Raw genomic sequence first — 23438 nt, 5'->3', positions numbered from 1 at the left:
GACGTGGGCAATTTTGATTTCTTATTAAATAACAAAGACTACGGGGACTTCGCAGAAGCTTGCGTTGATGCCGAGAAGTCTCTTATTATATCTACAATAAACGCTGCTTCTGCCACAAGACGTGCCCTTGAGCTTGCAGTCAAGTGGGTCTACAAGGTTGACACTGATCTTAGCCTGCCCTACAGGGACAATTTGTCTTCCCTTACAAGACACAAGGACTTTATAGATATCATAGACCCAGGCCTTGATGAGTTAATTCTCTATATCATTAAGCTGGGCAATCTTGCAACCCACACCAATAAGAAGATAGACAAGCAAAAGGCTGTTGCTTCTCTCAGGAACCTCTTTGCCTTTGTTGACTGGATTGACTACTGCTATGGAGATTCTTATGTTGAAAGGACTTATGATGAAGGACTTATTCCAAGCCTTGACAGTGTAAGGGAAAAGATTAAGAAATCAGAGACTGAAGACCTTAATCGAAAGAGGGAAGAGAAAGTTGACAAGGCCCTTGTGGACCAACGTCAAGAAACTCCTGATGATCTTCAAGAGAAATTAGTAGAGAACAAAAATAAAAATCAAAATAATTCTGACATCATATATAGGATTGACCCAAGGACAGAGGCCCTCACTCGCAAGGAATTTATTGACGTGGACCTTGAACTTGCTGGCTGGCAAATCAACAAGAACGTCATCTTTGAAGTTGAGATAGATGGAATGCCAAACACTTCTGGCAAGGGTTATGTTGATTATGTCCTCTATGGAGAGGACGGTCTGCCTCTTGCTCTTGTTGAGGCAAAGAAGACTTCAGTTGATCCAAAGGCTGGAGCCCACCAGGCCCTCCTCTACGCAGAGTGCTTGGAGAAGAAATACGGGAGAAGGCCCTTCTACTTTAATTCCAACGGTTTTGTAACTTGGTTTACTGATGACGAGAGTCAAAGGCTTGTGTCTGGTTTTTACAGTCAAGATGACCTTCAAAGGTTGATGGACCGAAGACACTTGAAGAAGTCTCTTGCAAGTTATTCTATTAATGATGATATTACAAACAGGTATTACCAAAGAGACGCAGTTGATGCCAGCATTGAAGCCTTTAGAAATAATCGTAGGTCGGCTCTTCTTGTTATGGCAACGGGAACTGGTAAGACTAGGACTGCAATCTCTATTGTAGATATTCTCACTAAGGCCAATTCAGTTACAAATATCTTGTTCTTGGCTGACAGGACTGCCCTAGTTAAGCAAGCAATGAGAAATTTCAACTCACTCTTGCCTGATTTAAGTCTTGCAAACCTAACTGAGGCCAAGAAAAACAGCAAGGACATAAGGTCTAGTAGGATGATTTTTTCTACTTACCAAACAATGATTAACTCCATTGACAATGTTCTTGATGACAAGGGCGACAGGCTCTTTACTGTTGGACATTTTGATTTAATTATTATTGACGAGGCCCACAGGTCAATCTATCAAAGGTACAAGGATGTCTTTGAATATTTTGATTCCAAGGTACTTGGTCTGACTGCTACTCCAAGAGATGACATTGACAGGAATACTTATGAGATTTTTCACTTGGAGGACAATGATCCGACTTACGCTTATGAATATGAGGAAGCTGTTAGAGATGGGTACTTAGTTCCTTATAATAGGATTGAAACTGTTTTAGAGTTTCCTAGTGATGGCATTGATTATGATGATTTGCCACCTGAAGAGAAGGAGAGATTCAATCAAATATTTGGACCTGAGTCAGAGGGCATAGATATTTCTGGATCTGATGTTAACAGATGGGTCTACAGTATTTCAACTGTTGACATTGTAATCAATGACTTGATGGAGAGGGGAATTAAAAATTCATCGGGAAATGAGATAGGAAAGACTATTGTCTTTGCCAAAAATCAATTGCACGCTGAACTAATAAAGGAAAGGTTCGACATCTTGTATCCTGAAAAGGGACCAGAATATGCCCAAGTAATAACTCATACAGTGACTTATGCCCAAGACCTAATTGACAGGTTCTCAGTAAAGGATAAGCTTCCGCAAATTGCCATCTCTGTCAACATGCTTGACACTGGTATAGATGTGCCAGAAGTTGTGAACTTAGTTTTCTTTAAGGACTTGTTCTCAAGAATCATGTTTATGCAGATGATTGGTAGGGGAACAAGACTCTGCAATGACTTGTTTGGTCCTGGACTTGATAAGAAGGACTTCTTGATTTTTGATTATGGTGGAAACTTCAAGAGGTTTACTGATGGAAGTCCAACAGTTAATCCACCTCTTGTTAAGTCTCTTTCAGAGAGAATCTTTGCAAGTAAAGTAAGGATTGTTATGGCTCTCCAAAATTTAAAATATCAAGAGAATTCTTATAAGAAGATAAGGAATGAATATGTAAACGAACTTATTAATGAGATAAGGGCCTTGGATACAAACTCCTTTAGGGTGAGGAAGAGGATTGAGGTCGTTAGTAAATTTAAGAAGATGGAAGCTTGGACGAACTTAAACAATCAAGATATTCTTCAATTAGAAGATGAGGTCGCACCAATAATTATTCCGCCAAAGGACCATGAGATGATTCAAAGGTTTGATTTAAGTGTATTGAGTCTTGCTCTTGCAATACTTGAAGGTGGAACAAGTAAGTCCTTAATAAGACTTATAAGAGATACTTGCAATGACATTATGAAGCATGGCAATATCCCTGCAGTCTTTGATGAGAAAGATTTTATTACTGATGTTGCAGGTGAAGACTTCTGGAAGGACATAGACTTTTTAAAACTTGAAGATATGAGGATGCGAATTAGGAATCTAGTTCCATTAATTGAGGGTGGTCCTAAATCCAAATACTATGTGGACTTTGAAGACACAATAATTTCTGTCGAGGAACATGGGACTGAGTTTTTCGCCAATGACCTATCATCTTATAGGGAGAAGGTGGAAAACTATATAAAGATTTCTGTCAAGGACGATGAGGTCTTGCAGAAAATTTATAGGAATGAAATCTTGAGTCATGATGATATCTCTAGTCTTGAAAAAATTCTTTGGGAGGACTTGGGAACTAGGGAAGACTATGAAAAAGAATTTGGTGACATGAAGATTCTAAAACTCATCAGAAAGATTAATGGTCTTGATGAGGAAGCAGTGAGAAAAGCTTTTGCAGACTTTCACAAGTCCACAAAATTAAATTATATTCAATCAAAGTTTTTATCAACTGTTATGGAATATATAATGAAGAATGGTTACTTGGACCCAAGAGATTTTCAAAATGAACCCTTTAAGAGTCTTGGCTCAATTAGCAAGATTTTTGAGGATAATAGGAATGATTTAAACTCCATCCTTGGAATTATAAGGGAAATAAATTACAATTCAGAAGTTGCATAAATTATTTAAGGGAAGGCTTAGGCTTTCTCTTTTTTTATTTTTTATAAATAGAAATTTAATGAATACAAATAAAAACTTCCCCAAAGATTAAAACTTATGGGGAAGCTTTTTGTTAGAATGTTAAATAAAAGAGTTTTTTAAATTTTATAAGTTTTCAAGAGCTTGTTCTACGTCTTTGATTATGTCTTCTGCATCTTCAATGCCAACGGACATTCTAATTAAATCAGGGCTAATGCCAGCGTGAGCAAGTTCTTCGTCATTCATTTGTCTATGTGTTGTGGAAGCAGGGTGGAGGACGCAAGTTCTTGCATCGGCTACGTGAGTTACAACTGCTGCAAGTTTTAATCCATCCATGAATTTTGTTGCGGATTCTCTTCCGCCCTTTATTCCAAAGGCAATTACTCCGCAAGATCCATCTGGCAAGTATTTCTGTGCAAGTTCATGTTGTGAGTCATCTTCAAGTCCTGAGAAGGAAACCCAAGATATCTTGTCATGGTCTTTTAAATATTTTGCAAGGGCAAGGGCATTTTCGTAGTGTCTTGGCATTCTCAAGTGAAGTGTTTCTAGTCCAATGCTAAGATAAAATGAGTTTTGTGGGGAAGGAATACTTCCAAGGTCTCTCATTAATGTTGTAGTCATCTTAGTTATATAAGCTCCCTTGCCAAAGGTCTCTGTAAAGACAACTCCGTGATAAGATTCGTCTGGAGTAGTTAGTCCAGGATACTTGTCCTTGTATTTTGACCAATCAAAGTTTCCAGAATCAACAACAACTCCACCAACAGAGTTGGCAAAACCGTTCATGTATTTTGTTGTTGAGTGAGTGACAATATCCGCACCCCATTCAATTGGTCTCAAGAAAATTGGTGTAGGAAAGGTATTGTCAACAATAAGTGGCACGCCGTGGTCGTGAGCTGCCTTGGCAAAAATTTCAATGTCTAGTACCTTTAGTGAAGGGTTGGAAAGAGTTTCTCCAAAGACAACTTTAGTGTTTTCTTTAAAGGCCTTATTTAATTCTTCAAGGCTAACATCTGGTTCAACAAAAGTTGCTTCTATTCCAAGATTTTTCATTGTGTTGGCAATTAGGTTGTAAGTTCCACCATAGATTGCTGATGAAGCTACAATGTGGTCACCTGCCTTTAAAATGTTTAGTAGGGCATAGAAGTTTGCAGCTTGTCCTGAAGATGTTAATATTCCAGCAACTCCACCTTCAAGAGCAGTGATTTTATTTGCCACTGCATCGTTTGTTGGATTGGCAAGTCTTGTGTAAAAGTATCCCGCTTCTTTTAAGTCAAAAAGATTTGCCATTTGCTGAGATGAATCGTATTTAAAAGTTGTTGATTGAACAATTGGGACAACTCTTGGTTCTCCATTTTTTGGTTCATATCCTGCTTGCACACATAGGGTTCCTAAATTTTTCTTTGTCATATTATCCTCCTAGATTTTATAAACTTGTCGGCAGCTCAAAAGGAAATAGTTTATATATAAAGCTTTTGTAAAATAAAAAAAGCTCCCGTCCCATAAAGGACGAAAGCTTGAGCTTCGTGTTACCACCTTTTTTTATTATTTTATCGCTAAAATAACCTCATAGAGTACCAACATACTCCGAACGCTATAACAGGCGTACCTGTCGCAGCCTAAACACTTGTCTCGGTGCGAAGACTCCAAGGCCATGTTCCAAAGTATCCATTTTGATTTCTTTCACCAAACGAAACCTCTCTGTAAAAACTTTTACAATGTACTCTCCTCTTCAAAGTCTATGTTTTGAATTATAAGTTGAGAAAATTTTTTTGTCAAGGATATTTTTTTTAATTTTAAAAATTTAATTATTCATACTTCAATAAGTTATTTGATAATCTTGTAAATATTAAGAATTCCACTAATGAGAATAAGAACATTTTTATTAATTCATCTTTTTTTATTATTTCAAAATGATTTGTTGCTATAGCGAGCTTGCTTGAAGCTAGAATATTTTGAAATATCGGCAATATATTTTGTGCTACAAGGGCGAAGCCAAAAATTGAAATCAAAATAGAGATAAGAACTATTAAACCTAAAGACTTAAATTTCAAACTTAGGTAATTCATTATAGAAATTATTGGAATAGAAGATAGGATGCTTATCCCAATGTAGTAAAAGTATAGACCTAATCCTTCAATGTTAAAGCCACATATAAATTTTCCACTCATGATAAATAAAACTATAAAATAAATTTGACATAAACTTATTAGTATTAGGGCAACAATAGATTTACCCATTATAAAACTAATATTTTTTATTGGGCTAGTTCTAATTAGTTTTAGACCGGCTTTATGTTCCACTGACCAAAGACTTGAAACAATAATTGCTATAAGGGGGATTATAAAAAACATGAAGTAAAATAAGGAAGTTTGTGTCCAAAGACTTTCCCATTTATTTTTTAAAATTTCTTGATTTTGCAAATAGTTTATTGTCCCAAAGATATTTGCAAGAAGGGGAATAATTAATATTGTAGTTAAGAGTGAAAATAATTTTAATTTTTTAAATTCTATTTTTAACATGAATACCTCCTAGATGTCCTTTGAAAGTGAAAATTTATTAAGTCTTGTGATGTAAATTAAAGCGAGAATAATATAAATTAAACTTATTGGCAATGTGAGATAATTTATATTATTCATAGTCTGTATAAAAACTTGTCCTTCTTTTACATAATTTATATTTAAAATAGTGGCGAAGAGACCAAAGGGATTTATTTGTGATAAAAACTTTGATGTTAGCATTGTAATTATTCCCGACATTGCTCCAACAATTGAAAAGAAGAGGGAGAAGTAAATCTTGTTACTTTTAATTTCAATTATTGTGAAGATCAAGATCATAGAAATGTTAATTGATAAAGTTGTTAAAAAGTAAACTACAATTCTTTTTATTATCTCCATATCTAACTCAAAGTTTATATTTTTACTTGCTAAGAATATAATTATCAACCACTCAAGAATTTGGAGTAAGAAAACTTTTATGGACAAGTTTTTAATTTTATCCAATAAAATTTTCTGAACCTTTAAGCCAAGACTTATTTGCATTTGCCACATATTATTTTTCTCTTCAATCTCAATTACTTTTTTCACAAGTGATGATAGTGCAATGGGATTAAAGAATAAGGAAATTGCAAGATAAGAATCTAATATTCTTGCAAGAGGATACTTGTTAGATTGAAAGTCTTTTGTCTTGAAGGCAATAAGGATAGAAAATAAATGTATTGCAAATAAAATTAAAAGAGTGAAATTTAATTTTAGTCCCTTATTCTTTTTTATTTCTAGATTTTTCATGAGATCACCTTGCACTTGTTTCTTTAATAAATAATTTTTCAAGACTTTCTTTCCTTTTTTCAACCCTATAAATATCAAGGTCATTCACAAGAGTCTTAATTATTTTTGCAACTTCTTCTTTACTCTTGTTACCAAGGACTAAATAGTCGTCAATTATATTTTCTTGAGATAAAGCTAGGATTTTTGAAGCTTTAATATTATCAGAGGTTTTTAAGACAATTACTGGTGGATGAAGTTCTCTATATTCTTCTAGGGAACCACTGTAAGTTAAGGATCCATTTTTAAGGATGCCAATGTGAGTGGAAATTTTTTCGATTTCATCCAAGATATGTGACGAGATTAAGATGCTGGTATTTGAATTTTTTACAATGCTTTTGAACAAGTCCCTCATCTCTTCAATGCCATAGGGGTCAAGTCCATTAATGGGCTCATCTAATATTAAAAATTTTGGATTCCCAATAAGGGCGATGGCAATGCCCATCCTTTGCTTCATGCCAAGTGAAAATTCTCTTACTTTCTTGTCCTTACTTTTTATTAGTCCAACATCTCTTAGCGTTTTATCAATCTTGTCTTTATTTATATTTTTCATATCACAGATAAGATCTAAGTTATCATAGGCAGTGAGATGGTCATAAAAAGATGGGGCTTCTATTAAGGAACCTAAATTTTTATTCGTTTCCTTTTGATTTTTTTCATTAACTTCTTTTCCGTATAAAGTTATTTTTCCTGAATCCTTTTTTACTAAACCTAGGATAGATTTCATTAGAGTGGACTTACCAGCACCATTGGGTCCTATCAGTCCAAAGATACTTCCTTCTTTGATTTCTAAATTAATATCTTTTAAAACTAAATTTTTTCCATAAGATGTATTAAGGTTTTCAATTTTTAAAATATTATTCATTTTCTTCTCCTCTCTTTTTAGTAAATTCATTATAATAAGTTGCTATCACATGGAAATTTTATTTAGATTACTTTTACATCACTTTTTCAAATTTCAATTTTTATTGTGATAAAATTGCTTTAAAGGAGAAAGAAATGAATATTTTTAGAGAAGCGAAGATTTTATTAGTTGATGATGAGTCTGACTTAATAAATAGCATGTATAGTTTTTTAAAGAAAAAAGGCTTCAGTAATCTTTTAACAGCAAAAAATATTGCAGAAGCAAATTTCAAACTCAAGAACAATAAAGTTGATTTAATGATATTAGATATAATGCTTCCAGATGGGAGTGGTTTTGACTTGTTAAAAGATCTTAGAAAAAAATCCAACCTGCCTGTAATTGTCTTGTCAGCCTTAAGTGGTATTGACGACAAAAAAGAAGGATTTGATTTAGAAGTTGACGATTATATTGTAAAACCCTTTTTGCCTGAAGACCTCTTGTGGAGAGTTGAGGCAGTGCTTAGGAGAACTTATCAAAATAAAAATGAGAAAATAATCTTATCTGGTGGAATTTTATTTGATAGGGAGAGGGCAATGTTAATAAAGAATGACGAGGAAATACAATTAACAGCTAAACAATATAAAATTTTGGACTATCTTTCCATGAATTTAAATAAAATTGTATCAATAGATCAAATATTGGAGAAGTGTTGGGAAGATAGCTTTGGTTATGAAAACACACTAATTACACATATCTATAGGTTAAGAGATAAGCTTGAAGAAGATCCCGCTAACCCCAAAATAATAATAACCGTAAAGGGATTGGGATATAAGTTGCTTGGAGAAAATAAAGAATGTTAAATTATTTTTTTAAAATACTAAAGAAATTTGTTTTATTTATATTAATTTTATTAATTTTAATGATTACAAGTTTAGCTGGAATCTTTTATTCTAGTTTTAAATTTTCTAAAAAATATATAGAGCCAAGTAAGGTGTTTGAATTTGTAGAAAAGAATAAAGAGGATAATAAGGTTGAAGATATTTATTTTACAGAGGAGAATAAGAATTATTTAGAAGATAAAAATATTTGGGCTATAAGAATTAACAAAAATGGAAAAGTAATTGAAAGCTTCAACAAGCCTGAAGAAGTTAAGAATAAGTTTGAAATTACCGACCTAGTAAGATTTACAAGGTATTACTTAAATGATTATCCTGTATTTACATTTGTAGTAGATGACGGAGTGTTAGTTCTTGCTTATCCGAAAAATTCTCTAGATAAATTTCCCTTTAACTATTATTCCTATGATTTGGTAAAAATAAATTTGTTAATTTTACTCATTAGCATAATATTGTTTGCTCTACTTGTTTATTTATTTTATCACCATGAAGTTAAAAGAATTTTTAAAAAATTAAATCCACTTCAAGAAGCAATAGGCAATATTTTTGATGAAAATTATGAAAAACTTGAAGAAGAAGGAGAATTAGGAGAAATTTCAAAAACTATTAACGATGCAAATGAGAAGTTCAATAATCTTAAAAAAAGTCAAGCAAGTTGGCTTAGGGGAATTAGTCATGATATAAGAACCCCTCTTACAAAAATTTCTTGGGAGATGGAGGAGATTAAAACAGAAGAAAATTTAGATGAGGTCAAAAATATTGAAAATCAAGTTATAAAAATAAGTAGAATTATTGAGGACTTGAATCTGACAAAAAGTTTGGAAAATCTAAGTGACAAACACTTTGAATATAAAGACCCAATTTCTGTTATAAGAAAGTTAATTGTAAATAACTTAAATGAAAATTCAAGTGAGGAAATTATTTTTGAAAACAAAATAAATAAAGAAATAAAAATAAAAATGGATGATCATTTATTTTATAGGATGCTTGAAAATATTTTAAATAACAGCCTCGAGTATGGAGATGGAAAAATTTGTATTATTTATGAGCTTATGAATAATAAATTAATTATTTCAATCAAAAATGAAGGAAACCCCATTGAAGAGAGCGTGATAAAAAGACTTAATGAAGAAAATCTCTCAGATGTCCAAAAGCATGGAATGGGTTTATTTATATCTAGACAAATTTGTAATTTGCATAAGGGCAAAATGGAAGTTCAGAATCTAAATGACGGTGTAAAAGTTTCTTTTATTTTTAATATAAAATAAAAATAAATTGATAAAAGCTTACACTTATGCCCATAATATTGACGACTACTTAATATTTGTAATATAATAGTCAATATGCTTAAAATAGCGATTTATATAGAAAGGTGATTTTATGTCAGGACATTCTAAATGGAATAATATTAAGAATAAAAAAGGTAAGGAAGACGCAAGAAGAGGTAAAATTTTTACTAAACTTGCTAGACAAATAACTGTTGCAGCTAAGGAAGGTGGACTTGATCCAGATTACAACCCTTCTCTTAAGGTTGCCATCGATAAAGCAAAGGCAGAAAATATGCCTAATGACAATATTGACAGAGCCATTGCCAAAGCAGGCGGCGGAGATAACGACGATAACTTCGAAGAAATTGTTTATGAAGGATATGGACCAGGCGGAGTTGCTGTTATGGTTCATTGCCTAACTGACAATAGAAACAGAACTGCACCAGAAGTAAGACATATTTTTGATAAGTATGCAGGTAATCTTGGACAACCAGGCTGTGTATCCTTTATGTTTGACAAGAAGGGTTCCCTTGGTGTATTAAAGGAAGGCCTTGATGAAGATGAATTTACTTTAATTGCAATTGATGCTGGTGCTGAAGATGTTATAGACAGGGGAGAAGCTTTTGAAATAGTGACTGAGCCAGAAGACTACCACAATGTTAGAAAGGCTTTAGAAGATGAAGGTCATTCTTTTATTGAGTCTGATATAACTTATATTCCTCAAACTGAAACTGCTTTAGATGATGAAGAAGATATTAAAAATATGGAAAAGTTAATTGATGCCTTAGAAGATAATGACGATGTGACAGATGTATTTACTTCATGGGAGAGAGATTAATGGAAATTAATAGAATTATTGATCATACTTTATTAAAACCAGAATCAACAGAAGAACAAATTGAAAAAATACTTGATGAAGCAAAAGAATATAATTTTTTCTCAGTTTGCGTAAATCCTGTATGGGTTAAAAAATGTGCCGAAAGCTTAAAGGGTACTGATGTAAAAGTTTGTACTGTTATTGGCTTCCCATTAGGTGCAAACACAAAAGAAGTAAAAGTTTTTGAAACTGAAAACGCCATAAAAAATGGTGCCAATGAAATCGACATGGTAATTAATATTGGACTTCTTAAGTCAAAGGAATATGACCTTGTTAAAGAAGAAATTCAAGAAATTGCTAAAGTTTGTCACGACAACGGAGCCCTCTTAAAGGTTATACTTGAAAACTGTCTTCTTACAAAAGAAGAAATCGTAAAGGCATGCGAACTATCTGACGAAGCAGGAGCAGATTTTGTAAAGACTTCTACAGGTTTTTCAATTTCTGGTGCTGATGCAGATGATGTTGCCCTTATGAGAAAGTCAGTATCTGATAGGGTTAAGGTTAAGGCAAGTGGTGGAATAAGAGATTATAAGAAATCACTTGAAATGATTGAAAAGGGTGCAGACAGACTTGGTGTTTCTGCTGGAGTTAATATCTACAAAGAAAGCAAGTCACTATGAATATAAATCCCGTTGCCTTTACAATTTTTGGACTAGAAGTTAAATGGTACGGAATTTTAATTGCTCTTGGAGTTCTTTTGGCAATTCTTACAACAGAGTCCATGGCAAAGAAAAAATCTTATAAAAATGGACTTTATAAAGATATTGCAAATGATGTTTCTCTATTTGCAGTTATCATTGGAGTTTTGGGAGCAAGACTCTATTATGTAGCCTTTGAATGGGAATATTATAGCCAACATTTAGATGAAATTTTTGCCATCAGGAATGGTGGGCTCGCAATTTATGGCGGTATTATTGCTGGAGGACTTACAATTTATATATTTACGAGAGTTAAAAAAGTAAATTTTTGGACTCTTACAGATTGTATTGCACCAGGTCTTGCTCTTGCCCAATCTATTGGCAGATGGGGTAACTACATCAATGGCGAAGCTCACGGTGGTGTGACTGATGTGCCTTGGGCAATTCTAGTCAATGGAGAGAGGGTTCATCCAACATTTTTTTATGAATCCTTTGTAAACTTTTTAATATTTTTATTTTTATATTTTTATCTTTCAAAGAGGCAAAAGTTTGAAGGACAATTAATTTCTTTTTATTTTATAGTTTATGGTATAGCAAGATTCTTCATTGAGGGAATGAGAACAGATTCTCTTTATATTGGTGACTTTAGAGTTTCACAACTTGTGAGTCTTGCAATTGTAGTCTTTGGACTAGCTATAAGATTTGTAGCAAAAAGTAGACAAAAGAATAAATAATTAATTAGACTAGGCAACTAGTCTAATTTTATAGGTGATATTTTGAATAAGATAAATTACAATTTGGAAATGGAAAAAGTAATAAAGAAAATAGATAAGGATCACAAGCCAAGGCTACTCCTGCATTCTTGTTGTGGTCCTTGTTCTTCTGCAATCTTGGAAAGAATAAATGAATACTTTGACATTGATGTATTTTATTACAATCCAAACATCGATAGTGAAGAGGAATTTTATAGGAGGGCTGATGAACAAGTTCAACTTGTAAAAGATTTGGGCCTTGAAGATGAGATAGGTGTAAGGGTTATAAAGTATGATCACCAAGACTTTCTTGAATATGTGAAGGGATTTGAAGAGTACCAAGAAGGGGGTCCAAGATGTTTTAAGTGTTATAGGCAGAGGATGGAAAAGGCAGCAGAGTTTGCTGCTGAAAACAATTATGACTTCTTCACAACAACACTTTCCATTTCTCCTCACAAGGATTCTCAAATTTTAAATAAATTGGGAGATTTTTTATCCAAAGAATACGAAATAAAATATTTATTCTCAGATTTTAAGAAAAAAAATGGTTTTAGAAGGTCTGTAGAACTAACTGATAAGTTTAATATGTACAGGCAAGATTATTGTGGATGTGAATTTTCAAGGAGTGAAGATTGAAGAACTTTAAAAATATTTTTATTATTTCTCTTGTCTTTTTTTTAAGTCTTAGTTTATTTGTTGCCTATAGGACGGATTTTAAATTTAAAAATCTAAATGTAAATAATAATGCTAATCTAGAAGAAGTTGAACATAAAAAAGAAATTAAAGAAGATAAGACACAAGTAAAGATTCTTGCCATGGGTGACATGATTTTTCATCAACCCATTGTTAAAAATTATAGGACCGAAGATTCCTATGACTTTACTCCAATCTTTGCAAATATATCAGAAGATATTAATCAAGCAGATCTTGCCATTGCAAATTTTGAAGGATCAGTGAATTCTAACAGGAAGTTATCAGGATTTCCACTTTTTAATTTCCCCAAAGAAACAATTTATTCTTTAAAATCTGCAGGCTTTGATCTTATGTCTACTGCTAACAACCACTCACTTGATACAGGACTTGAAGGGATTGCAGAAACCCTAAGCCACATTAAGGAAAGTGGAATGGAATCCTTTGGAACCTTAGTTGAAGATGGAGAAAAGGGAATAGTTGTTGAAAAGAATGGAATAAAAATTGGTCTTATTTCCTTTACCGACACCTTAAATGGGATGGATTCTTTAATGAGGAATAAAGAATATTCTGTCAATACTTTTTCTCAAGATGTTGCTGGTGATATAAAAAACATAAAGGACAAGTCCGATATTGTAATAGTTTATCCTCACTGGGGAAATGAGTATCACTACCAACCAAGTGAGAGACAAATTTACTTAAAAGAGAAGTTGCATGAGTATGGTGCTGATATAATTTTAGGCTCACATCCACATGTTCTGCAAAAATATGAAGTCGAAGAAATTAACAATAGAAAATATTTTACAATTTATTCAATGGGAAATGCCTTATCTAATCAAAGGGTAGAAAACTTAAGGAAGTCTGGTGTAGATACAGGTGCCCTTGTTAAACTTGAAATAGAAAAGGACAATATAAGTGGAGTAACTCATCTAAAGTCCTATGATGTTCAACCGACTTATGTAAATAGGTATAGGGCAAATGGGAGACTTAACTACGACGTTGTGAAACTTCAAGACATAATCCCTGGTGGCAAATTGAGTGAAGTAACAGATGCCAACTTACAAAAGGCAGCTGACAAAAAATATAAGGAAGCCCTTGGGGTTTTACAAGGTGAAATATGAATAAAGACCAAGTGCCAGGTACAAATTTTATAATTTTTCAGGATGAAGATGAATTTAAGTACACTACAGATTCTTTAATACTCTCTTCCTTTGTAAAGAAGGGGAAGAGAGCTATAGACCTTGGATGTGGCAATGGAATACTTTCTCTAAGGCTAGTGGATAGGTTTGATGAAATTCATGCAACTGATATTAATAAGAAAGTCTTAGATAATTTTAAAGAATCTGTAAGTGCAAATGAGCTAGATGATAAAATAAAAATAATAGAGAAAAATATTTTTGATTTAAAAGAAGTCTACGAGACAAATTTTTTTGATACTGGGGTTTTTAATCCACCCTATTACGATTATGAAAATATAAAATTTGAAACTATTCCTGCCAAACATTTTTTTGACATTGAGAAAAGTCTCTACATAGTTAACTATCTCTTAAAAAATTCCGGAAATCTTTATATTATTTATCCAACTTATAGGTTGGCTGAACTTATTCATAAGATTAATCTAGCTGGCCTAAGAGTAAAACACATAGTAAACATCCACGGAAATCTAAATAAGGATTCTAAAAATTCCATTGTAATAGCAAAAAAGCAGGCTAACTTTGGAAATGAATTCAGGGACTTTTACATAAGACAAGGAGATAATTACACAGAAGAAATGGAAAGAATTTATAGAAATGAGGTAATCTTGTGATTTATTTTTGCCCAACTCCCATAGGTAATTTAGGGGACATAAGCCTTAGGACAATAGAAATCTTTAAGTCAGTGGATATAATTTATGCAGAGGATAAGAGGGTGACTCTAAAACTCTTAAACCACTTTGATATTAATAAGGAACTGAGAACTTATCATAAGTTTAATGAGGCCGAAATGTCAGAAAAAATTATTAAACACTTAGAAGGAAAAGACATCGCTCTTGTTACAGATGCAGGCATGCCAGGAATAAGTGATCCGGGTGCAGTATTGGTAAAAAAACTTATAGAAGAAAATATTGAATTTAGAGTTTTACCAGGAGCCAACGCGGCTTTAACAGCCTTAGTCTTATCAGGTCTTGATACAGACCACTTTACTTTTTATGGATTCACCTCAAGTAAGTCTAGTGGAAGAAGAAAAGAATTTGAATCTCTAAAAGATTTAAAGTTTACACTGATTTTCTATGAAGCTCCTCACAGGATTAAGGACTTTCTGCAAGATGTCTACCAAGTTTTTGGAGAAAGAAAGATTTCTATTTCTAGAGAAATAACTAAGGTCTTTGAAGAGACCATTAGGTCTACAACATCAGAAATATTAGAAAAAGATATTTTGGAAAAGGGAGAATTTGTTATTGTCCTTGAAGGTAATAACGAAGAAGAGGTCTACGACATAAAAAAACTTCTTGAAAAAGAATTAAAAACTGGAATGAAGAAGTCTCAGGCAGTAAAAGAAGTTTCAAAAAAATATAATCTTCCTAAGAATGATGTTTATAAGGAGAGTCTGGACCTATGATTAATTTACAAGATCTGGAAGGTCAACTAAAGGAAGTAAACACAAACTTAAAGAATAAATATGACTTTATCTTTAACTTAAACAAGGATGCTTTTAGAAAAGAACTTACAAATAATGTTGGAAGACTTATTAAAATGGAAAAGTTCCCTAAAGAGAAACTTTCCAAATACAAGAGAACTGTTGGGGTTGACGGATCTAACAATAGGTCTGGCGGAGCCTTTCCTCACTTTATAGAAATTTTTCAAGGACTCGCTAAGTCAACTGATGGTAATGAAATTTATAAAAATAAGGTCTATACGCCGACTTTAAATGATATTTATGATGACAAAAATCTTTCGCAAAAATATCTTGCCACCATAGAAATAGAAACGGCTCTTGAATATATAGATGAGTTTGACTTTGACTACTTAATGATGGACGGTGGTTTTATTAGATATAAGATTAACTGTCTTGATTTATTCACTGAATTAAGAGAAAAGTGTGAAGCAAAAAACATTATACTTTTTGGTGTTATAAAAGACCTAAAAACTAATGTCATTGCTAGGAGTTTAGAAATAGATGAGAGCATTTACGATAGGGAAATATTATTTAATAGACTTATTACTGGTGAGGCTCTTCTAATTAGAAATGAAATTAATAAAAAATTTATAAAAGACGGATTAGGCGAAGGTTTTTCATCAGCTTTTATGAGGACAGCAAAATTCCCTGGTGCAGTTGGACTTGATATATTAGATACACAAGAAAAATATCTCGAAGAAATTGCTGGTCTTGTTTACACATTGACTCCTATGTCATCAAGGGGAGTGCCTCTATGGCTTGATATAGTTGATAAGGATGTAAAGATAACTGATGAAATACTTACCACTCTTTTGGAAGAATATTTGGACAGAGATGTCTATGAAAGATTTTTTATTTCTGAAAGAGATAAGAGAACTCTATAGGAGGAGATATGAAGGTACTTGGAGTTACAACAACAAGAGAAGTATATATTGGTTCTAAGGAAAAAAACTTTAGGAACAATGAGTTTTTAATAGTTGAAGACCCAGTTCAAGGCGATATCATTGGAGAAGTTGTGGATTCGCAAACTTTTAACCGCTTTATTCCTCTTGATATTGGTGGCGACTTTATTGACAGTGACGTTTTATCATCCCTTGGATCTATGGGATACGATGTTGGAGATGAAACAGTTTATGTTGCAAAGCTAAGGTTTTTTGAAGAACTTCTATATCCACCCCTAACAGGGAGTGATTTAAGAGCACCAATTTTTGATGAAATAAAAAATTTATTAATTGACACTCTTCCTAAGGAATCTCTAATCTTAGGTTCTATAAAGAATACTGATAATATTGCTGAGGGAATGGATGATATTTATAAAGATTTATTTACAACTTTTCAAAATAATGAATTCATAAAACAAAGAGAACTTCCTTACTTATTTGACTACAAGTCAATGCATCAATATCCCCACATTGGGGTTTTTGGTGGATCAGGAAGTGGTAAGTCCTTTGGCCTAAGAGTTGTCTTAGAGGAACTAATGGAAATGGGAGTACCAACAATTGTCATGGACCCCCATTATGAAATGGACTTTACAAATAATTCTGAAATTTCAGATAAGGACTACAGTGATAAGTTTAAGTGTCTAGAAATTGGAATTCACACGGGAATAAAGTTTCAAGAATTGCAAAAAAGAGATTTAAAAAACCTTTTAACCGCTGCATCGCCTCTTACTGATTCCATGAACAATGTAATAGATGTTATGCTCTCAAAGGGTGCTAGTTTTGAATCCTTTAAGAATAAGTTAGACTTGTTACTAGAGGGACAAGAAATTGGATCAAGAGATAAAATTTTACAAGAGATAGCCATTGAAGAGGACCAAACAAGAAGAGATAGGCTTGAAGAAGTTTTAGATATTTATGAAAGATATGATAAGACTTGTAACTCCATGAGTGTCCGTGGAGTCTTGTGGAGACTTATGACCCTACAAGGAGAAGGAATATTCTCTCATAATATTGATGAGCTTTTGGACCTATTAAAGAGAAGAAAGTTAGTTGTACTTCAAGGCTCCACAAGGATGATAAATGTATTTTCAACTTATCTTTTGGCAAAGTTATATTATTTGAGAAAGGAATACAGGGATGAACTTTATAGGAATAATGTTAAAGTTGACTACTTCCCACCTTTTATTATAATTACTGACGAGGCCCACAACTTTGCACCGAAGGGCTTTGACACACCTTCAAAATCAATCTTGCGTGAAATTTCTCAAGAGGGAAGAAAGTATGGTGTCTTTTTAATCTTAGCAACACAAAGACCAACTCTCCTAGATGAAACCATAACGGCTCAATTAAATACTAAATTAATTTTTAGGACAGTTAGGGCGTCAGACATAGACACAATTAGGGAAGAGACAGACCTGTCATCGGATGAGACAAAGAGACTTCCTTATTTAAGCTCAGGTGATGTTTTCATTTCTTCAGCAAAGAAGGGGAGGACTTCCTTTGTAAGGATAAGGGCAGCTAATACAATTTCACCACACACAGAAAATCCATTTGACGAATTAACATCCCACGACGAAGAAGTTTATGAGAAGTTCTTTTTAGATATAAAAGATTTGCTTCCCATAGATACATCTAACCTAAATGGAGCACTTATGAATTACAATAAAAAATCTGGTGAAAACTTGTCCTATGATGAGTTTAAGAACAATTTAGATAAGTTGTGTGAAATTGAATTAATAGAAAAAGAAACAAACTTTTTAACGGAAATGTATAAGATAAAATAAAAATAAAGACTTAGGTTTGTATTTAAACTTAAGTCTTTATTTTTTTGATTTTTTTATTAAGTAAGTATCGTAAAGTTCTTGAAGTGATGCTTTGTTTTTAATTAATTTTACTTTGCTTTCTCGTGTTAGAGTTTTTATAAAATATTCTTTTTTTAATGCGTCAGACTTGTCTAGGCACTCTTCACTAAATACCATCTTCACAGGTAATCTTGAAGCTGTATACTTAGAAGCTTTTCCATGATTATGAGTCTTCAATCTTTTATCAAGATCAACTGTGTAGCCAGTATACAGACTTCCATCAGCGCACTTTAAAATATAAACGTAGGATGCCATTTACTCACCGCTTAGATAATCGTCAACTGTGAAGTTTATTATTTCGAATTCAAAACCACGACCCTGAAGATAATTTTTTGCCGAATAAATTTTTTTAAGACCAGTTTCATCCTTTGAAATTCTTTTTTCTAGAAGTTCAAGAGCGTTCATGTATTCTAATTCATAATCGTAATTTTCCATAACCTTATCAATTACATTTTTTTCTATTCCCTTAGACATCAGCATATATTTTGTTTTATTTTTTCCATATTTTTTTATACTTAAGGCATCGTTAAGGTATCTTCTTGCGTAGTCTTCATCATTTAAATAATTTTTTCCTTCGAGAATTGGCAAGATAGTATCTATTATCTCTCTTTGAATTTTATTTTTATATAAATGATCCACTAGTTGCTTCTTAGTTTTATTTCTTTGTAAAAATTTATAGGATAGGAGAAGGGCTTCTGTCTTCTCATCTTCAAACTTTAAGTTTTCTACAAATTCTTCTTCAACTTCTTGGCCCTTATATAGTCCAAAGTTTACCAAGGTGTCTTCAGAAATTTTTATTTCTTCGTCGTTATCGAAGCTAATAATAAATTTTTTCTTATCAAAAATAATATTAGAAATAATCATTTTATCACCAAAAATATTTTATCATAAAAGCTCTAATTCACCAATTTATCTAAATTAACAAAATATTGGAAAATTAAGAGCAAAAAGTATATAATTAGATAGAGTTTAAGACTGAGAGGTGTAATATGTTTGAATTAATCTCACAAGTTTTGAGATATGTATTTATTATCTTAATTTATCTTTTTATATTTAGTATTTTAAGATTAATGTATCTCGATGTTAAGAGCATAACAAGTGGCGGTGGTTCTCTTGATGATGCCTATCTAAAAGTTGTAAATAGACTTGATTCCTTAAATTTTAAGATGCAGGAATACTATGTAATAGATGGCGATATTAGTCTCGGAAGAAGTTCTAAAAACGATGTTGTCATCAAAGATAAATTCGTAAGTAAAAATCATTTATTAATCCGTGAAAAGAACCAAAGATATTATTTAGAGGACTTGGGTTCTGCAAATGGTACATTTTTAAATGGTGTAAAAATTGATCCAAATGAGCTAATTGAACTTCAAAACAATGACAAAATTGGAGTTGGCTTCATTCAATTTATTTTTGTAGATAAAAGGTGAAAATGTGTTAGATAAAATTTTTAAACAGAGAAAACCTAGAAACTTACTATTAATTTTTGAAATTTTAAGTATTTTGTTATTATTTACTTTTAATAACAATAATATTGATAGGTACATAGTTATTTTATTTTTAGGACTAATCTTAATAGTTTATATTTCCAACCTAGTCCTAGGTAGGGTTTCTTCTGGCGATAATTATATTTTCTTAATAGTTTCCATGCTTTTAAGTCTTGGAATAATAACCATCTACAGGCTGTCTCCAAAACTTGGACTTAGACAACTTATATGGGTTTTAGCAGGCATTTTAGTTTTTTATTTAACTTATTTTATTATTAGGGCAATGAGGAGATTAGAATATATGACAGGTCTTTATTTAGGCCTTTCAATTTTATTTTTCTTGCTCACAATCATTCTTGCTCCATCCAAGTATGGTGCCAAAAACTGGATAGAAATTTCTGAAAATATAACAATTCAGTTGTCCGAATTTACTAAAATCTTAGTAATATTTTTAATAGCGTCTTTTTACACAACTTTCCAAACAAGATTAAAAAAATTAAATTATAAGTATACTTCATATTACTTAATGGGAGTAATATATATTTTTGTGGGATTTTTATTTATTCAAAGAGACTTAGGAACAGCTGCAATTTTTATTGCTATTTATACCCTTATCCAATATGTCTACGATGAGAACAGAAAATCAATTCTTGTTAATATTGGCTTAATGGCTGTGGGATCTGTTACGGGCTACTTTTTATTCTCCCACGTTAGGAATAGGGTGGATATTTGGTTAAATCCTTGGACTGCTGATAAGGTTGTTAATTCTGCTAGACAAATTGTTCAATCTCTTTTCGGTATAGGAGAAGGAGGATTTATTGGCCAAGGAATTGGCTTGGGTTATCCAAAACAAATTGCCTTTGCTTATTCCGATGTAATCTTCTCAGCAATTTGTGAAGAAATGGGAGTTTTAACTGGTATAGGAATTATCATGCTCTATATGCTCTTAGTTTATAGGGCCATTAAAATTGCCTTAAATCAAGAATATTTATTTTATAGGATTCTTGCACTTTCAGTTGCAATCTTATTTACAGTACAGGCCTTTTTAAACATTGGAGGAGTTATAAAACTTATCCCAATGACAGGTCTAACTCTTCCTTTTATTTCCTATGGAGGAAGTTCTCTTATTTCAAGCTTTGTTGCTTTAGGTATTTTACAAGTGACAAGCGAAGATTTATCATATAAATATGAAAAAGGAGTGGACAATGAATAGTAAAGATAATAAAAGAATTCTAGTATTACTTGTATTTCTAATGATTTTATTAGTTGCTCCAATTATATATTTAACTTACTTTACTGTTTTTAAGGCTGATGATATTGTAAAGCACCCAGCTAACAGGAGAAGTGAACTAAGAGAAAACTCTGTAAAAAGAGGAACTTTTTATGATAGGAATCACGAAGTCTTAGCTTACTCCAATGGTGAAAAATATAATTACCATAGGATTTATAATCAGCCAATAATTTATTCTCATATTATTGGTTATTCTGACAAAATAGTTGATAAATATGGTCTTGAAAAAGAGTTGAATGACTATCTCGTTGGTAAGGAAGGCTCCAAAATACTAAAGACTTTCAAATCTATAATAAATAAAAATTACGACCCTTACACTGGAGATGACATTACCCTTACAACAGATACGGACTTACAAGAAAAAACCAGGTCTGTATTATCATCAAGATCAGAAAAAGGATCAGTTGTAATTATGAATCCAAAGACAGGAGAAGTCCTATCCATGGTTTCTCTTCCAGACTTCAATTCTCAAAATATTGCAAAAGATATGCAAAAGATAAATGAAGCTAACAATGGCGCTCTTTTTAACAGTTCCACAAAGGGCAAATTTGCACCAGGGTCTGTTTATAAAATAGTTACAACAACTGCAATTTTAGAATCTGGAATTTCTCAAAAATACACTGATGAAGGTATGGAAAAAATTGACAATGGAAGAGAGTTTAGGAATGCTGGTAACAAAACTTACGGCAGAGTAGACCTTAGAAAGGCTTTTACAAATTCTCTTAATACCTACTTTGTTAGGAAATCTGTTGACATGGGGATTGATGTCATGGGTCAAGTTTCTGAGAAGTATATGATTAACAAAAAGGTTGATTTTGAACTACCTTTGGAAACTTCTACTTGGACCTTTAAAAGAAATGATTTCGACAGGACTGCACTTGGTGCAGGTGGTATCGGTCATGACACCATTTTAGTTACACCACTTGAAATGTGTATGATTGCGTCTACTATTGCAAATGACGGAGTCATGATGCAACCTCACATAGTTAAGAAGATAGATTCATCTGATGGTAAAAATGTAATTAGAAATACTCCAACAGTCTTAAGTGAAGTTACTTCAAAAGAAAATGCTGACCAAATCACAAAATACATGGTCAATGTTGTTAACAATGGTACTGGAACTGAAGCTTATGTTTCAGGAGTAAAGGTTGCAGGTAAAACTGGTACTGCACAACTTGATCTTAAAGAAGGAACAAATAATGCTTGGTTTGTTGGATTTGCACCAGCTGATGATCCACAAATTGCAATTTCTGTAGTTATTCCTAATGTTAAGGACTATGGGTCTCAAGCAGCAGCTCCAATTGCAGGAGAACTTTTAAAGTACGCTATTAATAATTTACAACTTGAAGAAGAGTGATACTGTGTATAAGGATAAATTTGTTACTGCCATAGTTGCAGCAGCAGGTATGGGCAAGAGAATGAAAATGGGCATAAATAAGCAGTTTTTGACAATTGATGGAATTCCAATACTTGCTCACACAATTAAAAAAATTGAAAAATCCAAGTACGTTGACTTTTTACTTCTTATTGTAAAAGAAAGCGATATGAGATATGTTCATGAAACTATCAAAAAACATAAAATAAATATGAATTACAAAATAGTTTATGGTGGAAAGGAAAGACAAGATTCTATTAATAATGGACTTTTAAATATGCCTCATGAAACAGATATTGTCTTAACCCATGATGGCGCAAGACCCTTTGTATCAGTAGATAAAATAGACGAAGCTATAGAAAATGTAATGGACACTGGGGCCTCTGTTCTTGCAAATCCTGTTAAGGATACAATTAAAGTGTCGACAGATGGTAAGCTAGTAGATTACACACCAAATAGAGATAGGCTATGGCAAGTTCAAACTCCACAAGTTTTCAGAAAAGAAATTATAATGAAAGCTTATAGTCAGGCTTATGCAGAAGGATATTATGGTACAGATGACTGCTCTTTAGTTGAAAAAACAGGGGTAAAAGTAAAATTAATTTACAATTCTTACGATAATATAAAAATTACTACAAGAGAGGACTTGTCTATTGCACAAATACTTGTTAAGAAGGTGAAAATTTGAGAATAGGAATAGGATACGACGTTCATAAGCTAGTTGAGGATAGAAAACTTATAATCGGTGGAATTGAAATCCCCTATGAAAGAGGACTTTTGGGACATTCTGATGCTGATATACTTATTCATGCTATTATGGATGCCATTTTAGGTGCCCTTGCCTTAAGAGACATTGGCTATCATTTTCCAGACAATGACAATAAGTATAAAGATATTGATTCAAAAGTACTTCTAAGTAAAGTTTATGAGATTATGAAGTCAAAAAATTATAAAATAGGAAATATAGATTCTGTTGTAGCTTGTCAGGCTCCTAAGCTTGCAAGTCATATTGACGATATGAGAAAGACTATTGCAGATATTTTAAAGACTGACATAGAAAATATTTCTATAAAGGCTACGACGACAGAAAGACTTGGCTTTGTTGGAAGAGGGGAAGGTATCTCTTCAGAAGCTGTAGTATTACTTGAAAGGGATGATTAAAAA

Annotated in this window: 23 protein-coding genes and 1 other annotated feature; of the genes, 17 read left to right on the top strand and 6 right to left on the bottom strand. The window is 32.5% G+C overall.

The window, feature by feature from the left end; all coding sequences use genetic code 11:
• Positions 1–3: 3 nt before the first annotated feature.
• On the top strand, positions 4–3360 hold the full coding sequence (locus HMPREF3023_RS04845; protein ID WP_070701285.1) for a DEAD/DEAH box helicase family protein: 3357 nt from the start codon (positions 4–6) through the stop codon (positions 3358–3360).
• A 144-nt stretch (positions 3361–3504) separates the two neighbouring features.
• On the opposite strand, the gene HMPREF3023_RS04840 is transcribed toward HMPREF3023_RS04845, so the two are convergent.
• From HMPREF3023_RS04840 to HMPREF3023_RS04825, 4 genes are all read right to left on the bottom strand, one after another.
• Positions 3505–4785, bottom strand: coding sequence for an O-acetylhomoserine aminocarboxypropyltransferase/cysteine synthase family protein (locus HMPREF3023_RS04840; protein ID WP_070701283.1), 1281 nt, complete (start codon positions 4783–4785; stop codon positions 3505–3507).
• A gap of 92 nt (positions 4786–4877) precedes the next feature.
• Positions 4878–5120: a binding site (T-box leader), on the bottom strand.
• Positions 5121–5183: 63 nt separating this feature from the next.
• The gene (locus HMPREF3023_RS04835) at positions 5184–5897 is read right to left on the bottom strand and encodes an ABC transporter permease (protein WP_070701281.1); all 714 of its coding nucleotides are present in this window, start codon (positions 5895–5897) and stop codon (positions 5184–5186) included.
• Positions 5898–5906: 9 nt separating this feature from the next.
• Positions 5907–6662: a hypothetical protein gene (locus HMPREF3023_RS04830; RefSeq protein ID WP_070701279.1), complete on the bottom strand. Its 756-nt coding sequence runs from the start codon at positions 6660–6662 to the stop codon at positions 5907–5909.
• A 4-nt stretch (positions 6663–6666) separates the two neighbouring features.
• Complete coding sequence (locus HMPREF3023_RS04825; protein ID WP_070701277.1) at positions 6667–7563, bottom strand: ABC transporter ATP-binding protein; 897 nt, start codon at positions 7561–7563, stop codon at positions 6667–6669.
• A gap of 134 nt (positions 7564–7697) precedes the next feature.
• Here HMPREF3023_RS04825 and HMPREF3023_RS04820 point away from each other — a divergent pair, with 134 nt between their 5' ends.
• The 11 genes from HMPREF3023_RS04820 (at position 7698) to HMPREF3023_RS04770 (ending at position 18043) form a co-directional block, all read left to right on the top strand.
• Positions 7698–8402, top strand: a complete 705-nt coding sequence (locus HMPREF3023_RS04820) for a response regulator transcription factor (RefSeq protein ID WP_070701275.1) — start codon at positions 7698–7700, stop codon at positions 8400–8402.
• Positions 8396–9706, top strand: a complete 1311-nt coding sequence (locus HMPREF3023_RS04815; RefSeq protein ID WP_070701273.1) for a sensor histidine kinase — start codon at positions 8396–8398, stop codon at positions 9704–9706. The genes HMPREF3023_RS04820 and HMPREF3023_RS04815 overlap by 7 nt, the downstream gene beginning before the upstream one ends.
• 112 nt (positions 9707–9818) lie before the next feature.
• Entirely contained in the window at positions 9819–10544 is a 726-nt protein-coding gene (locus tag HMPREF3023_RS04810) for a YebC/PmpR family DNA-binding transcriptional regulator (protein ID WP_070701271.1), read from the top strand.
• Entirely contained in the window at positions 10544–11203 is a 660-nt protein-coding gene (gene deoC / locus HMPREF3023_RS04805; RefSeq protein ID WP_070701269.1) for a deoxyribose-phosphate aldolase, read from the top strand. The genes HMPREF3023_RS04810 and deoC overlap by 1 nt, the downstream gene beginning before the upstream one ends.
• Entirely contained in the window at positions 11200–11955 is a 756-nt protein-coding gene (gene lgt / locus HMPREF3023_RS04800) for a prolipoprotein diacylglyceryl transferase (RefSeq protein WP_070701267.1), read from the top strand. The genes deoC and lgt overlap by 4 nt, the downstream gene beginning before the upstream one ends.
• A 42-nt stretch (positions 11956–11997) precedes the next feature.
• On the top strand, positions 11998–12609 hold the full coding sequence (locus HMPREF3023_RS04795) for an epoxyqueuosine reductase QueH (RefSeq protein ID WP_070701265.1): 612 nt from the start codon (positions 11998–12000) through the stop codon (positions 12607–12609).
• Positions 12606–13784, top strand: coding sequence for a CapA family protein (locus tag HMPREF3023_RS04790; RefSeq protein ID WP_070701263.1), 1179 nt, complete (start codon positions 12606–12608; stop codon positions 13782–13784). The genes HMPREF3023_RS04795 and HMPREF3023_RS04790 overlap by 4 nt, the downstream gene beginning before the upstream one ends.
• A complete protein-coding gene (locus HMPREF3023_RS04785) occupies positions 13781–14470 on the top strand; it encodes a tRNA1(Val) (adenine(37)-N6)-methyltransferase (protein ID WP_070701261.1) in 690 nt (229 codons plus the stop codon). The genes HMPREF3023_RS04790 and HMPREF3023_RS04785 overlap by 4 nt, the downstream gene beginning before the upstream one ends.
• Positions 14467–15261 carry a 16S rRNA (cytidine(1402)-2'-O)-methyltransferase gene (rsmI, locus tag HMPREF3023_RS04780; RefSeq protein ID WP_070701259.1) on the top strand — a complete coding sequence of 265 codons (795 nt, stop codon included), beginning with the start codon at positions 14467–14469 and terminating at the stop codon, positions 15259–15261. The genes HMPREF3023_RS04785 and rsmI overlap by 4 nt, the downstream gene beginning before the upstream one ends.
• The gene (locus HMPREF3023_RS04775; RefSeq protein ID WP_070701257.1) at positions 15258–16202 is read left to right on the top strand and encodes a DNA double-strand break repair nuclease NurA; all 945 of its coding nucleotides are present in this window, start codon (positions 15258–15260) and stop codon (positions 16200–16202) included. Before rsmI ends, HMPREF3023_RS04775 begins: the two co-directional genes overlap by 4 nt.
• An 8-nt stretch (positions 16203–16210) precedes the next feature.
• Positions 16211–18043 (top strand): ATP-binding protein, encoded by a 1833-nt coding sequence (locus HMPREF3023_RS04770; protein WP_070701255.1) that lies wholly within the window; start codon positions 16211–16213, stop codon positions 18041–18043.
• A gap of 36 nt (positions 18044–18079) precedes the next feature.
• Here HMPREF3023_RS04770 and HMPREF3023_RS04765 read toward each other — a convergent pair whose 3' ends face one another.
• Together HMPREF3023_RS04765 and HMPREF3023_RS04760 are read right to left on the bottom strand one after the other, a co-directional pair.
• Positions 18080–18376 (bottom strand): GIY-YIG nuclease family protein, encoded by a 297-nt coding sequence (locus HMPREF3023_RS04765; RefSeq protein WP_070701253.1) that lies wholly within the window; start codon positions 18374–18376, stop codon positions 18080–18082.
• Positions 18377–18985, bottom strand: a complete 609-nt coding sequence (locus tag HMPREF3023_RS04760) for a regulatory protein RecX (RefSeq protein ID WP_070701251.1) — start codon at positions 18983–18985, stop codon at positions 18377–18379. It lies immediately after the preceding gene.
• Between the two features lie 125 nt (positions 18986–19110).
• Here HMPREF3023_RS04760 and HMPREF3023_RS04755 point away from each other — a divergent pair, with 125 nt between their 5' ends.
• The 5 genes from HMPREF3023_RS04755 to ispF are packed head-to-tail and all read left to right on the top strand — an operon-like array spanning position 19111 to position 23435.
• Positions 19111–19551, top strand: a complete 441-nt coding sequence (locus tag HMPREF3023_RS04755; RefSeq protein ID WP_070701249.1) for an FHA domain-containing protein — start codon at positions 19111–19113, stop codon at positions 19549–19551.
• 4 nt (positions 19552–19555) lie between these two features.
• On the top strand, positions 19556–20821 hold the full coding sequence (locus HMPREF3023_RS04750) for an FtsW/RodA/SpoVE family cell cycle protein (RefSeq protein WP_070701247.1): 1266 nt from the start codon (positions 19556–19558) through the stop codon (positions 20819–20821).
• The gene (locus tag HMPREF3023_RS04745; RefSeq protein ID WP_070701245.1) at positions 20814–22256 is read left to right on the top strand and encodes a peptidoglycan D,D-transpeptidase FtsI family protein; all 1443 of its coding nucleotides are present in this window, start codon (positions 20814–20816) and stop codon (positions 22254–22256) included. The genes HMPREF3023_RS04750 and HMPREF3023_RS04745 overlap by 8 nt, the downstream gene beginning before the upstream one ends.
• Before the next feature lie 4 nt (positions 22257–22260).
• Positions 22261–22962, top strand: coding sequence for a 2-C-methyl-D-erythritol 4-phosphate cytidylyltransferase (gene ispD, locus HMPREF3023_RS04740; protein ID WP_083315519.1), 702 nt, complete (start codon positions 22261–22263; stop codon positions 22960–22962).
• Positions 22959–23435 carry a 2-C-methyl-D-erythritol 2,4-cyclodiphosphate synthase gene (ispF, locus tag HMPREF3023_RS04735; protein WP_070701241.1) on the top strand — a complete coding sequence of 159 codons (477 nt, stop codon included), beginning with the start codon at positions 22959–22961 and terminating at the stop codon, positions 23433–23435. Before ispD ends, ispF begins: the two co-directional genes overlap by 4 nt.
• Positions 23436–23438 lie beyond the last annotated feature (3 nt).

The sequence above is a fragment of the Peptoniphilus sp. HMSC075B08 genome (assembly GCF_001815405.1).
GTDB lineage: Bacteria > Bacillota > Clostridia > Tissierellales > Peptoniphilaceae > Peptoniphilus_A > Peptoniphilus_A harei.
The sequence above is the reverse complement of the archived record's forward strand: the minus strand, read 5'-3'. Positions and strand labels throughout refer to the sequence as shown.

Excerpts from the sequence above, each read along its gene's own strand:
- HMPREF3023_RS04840 (WP_070701283.1), bottom strand. The coding sequence starts at position 4,785 with ATGACAAAGAAAAATTTAGGAACCCTATGTGTGCAAGCAGGATATGAA.
- HMPREF3023_RS04835 (WP_070701281.1), bottom strand. The coding sequence starts at position 5,897 with ATGTTAAAAATAGAATTTAAAAAATTAAAATTATTTTCACTCTTAACT.
- HMPREF3023_RS04830 (WP_070701279.1), bottom strand. The coding sequence starts at position 6,662 with ATGAAAAATCTAGAAATAAAAAAGAATAAGGGACTAAAATTAAATTTC.
- HMPREF3023_RS04825 (WP_070701277.1), bottom strand. The coding sequence starts at position 7,563 with ATGAATAATATTTTAAAAATTGAAAACCTTAATACATCTTATGGAAAA.
- HMPREF3023_RS04820 (WP_070701275.1), top strand. The coding sequence starts at position 7,698 with ATGAATATTTTTAGAGAAGCGAAGATTTTATTAGTTGATGATGAGTCT.
- HMPREF3023_RS04815 (WP_070701273.1), top strand. The coding sequence starts at position 8,396 with ATGTTAAATTATTTTTTTAAAATACTAAAGAAATTTGTTTTATTTATA.
- HMPREF3023_RS04810 (WP_070701271.1), top strand. The coding sequence starts at position 9,819 with ATGTCAGGACATTCTAAATGGAATAATATTAAGAATAAAAAAGGTAAG.
- deoC (WP_070701269.1), top strand. The coding sequence starts at position 10,544 with ATGGAAATTAATAGAATTATTGATCATACTTTATTAAAACCAGAATCA.
- lgt (WP_070701267.1), top strand. The coding sequence starts at position 11,200 with ATGAATATAAATCCCGTTGCCTTTACAATTTTTGGACTAGAAGTTAAA.
- HMPREF3023_RS04785 (WP_070701261.1), top strand. The coding sequence starts at position 13,781 with ATGAATAAAGACCAAGTGCCAGGTACAAATTTTATAATTTTTCAGGAT.
- HMPREF3023_RS04775 (WP_070701257.1), top strand. The coding sequence starts at position 15,258 with ATGATTAATTTACAAGATCTGGAAGGTCAACTAAAGGAAGTAAACACA.
- HMPREF3023_RS04770 (WP_070701255.1), top strand. The coding sequence starts at position 16,211 with ATGAAGGTACTTGGAGTTACAACAACAAGAGAAGTATATATTGGTTCT.
- HMPREF3023_RS04765 (WP_070701253.1), bottom strand. The coding sequence starts at position 18,376 with ATGGCATCCTACGTTTATATTTTAAAGTGCGCTGATGGAAGTCTGTAT.
- HMPREF3023_RS04760 (WP_070701251.1), bottom strand. The coding sequence starts at position 18,985 with ATGATTATTTCTAATATTATTTTTGATAAGAAAAAATTTATTATTAGC.
- HMPREF3023_RS04755 (WP_070701249.1), top strand. The coding sequence starts at position 19,111 with ATGTTTGAATTAATCTCACAAGTTTTGAGATATGTATTTATTATCTTA.
- HMPREF3023_RS04745 (WP_070701245.1), top strand. The coding sequence starts at position 20,814 with ATGAATAGTAAAGATAATAAAAGAATTCTAGTATTACTTGTATTTCTA.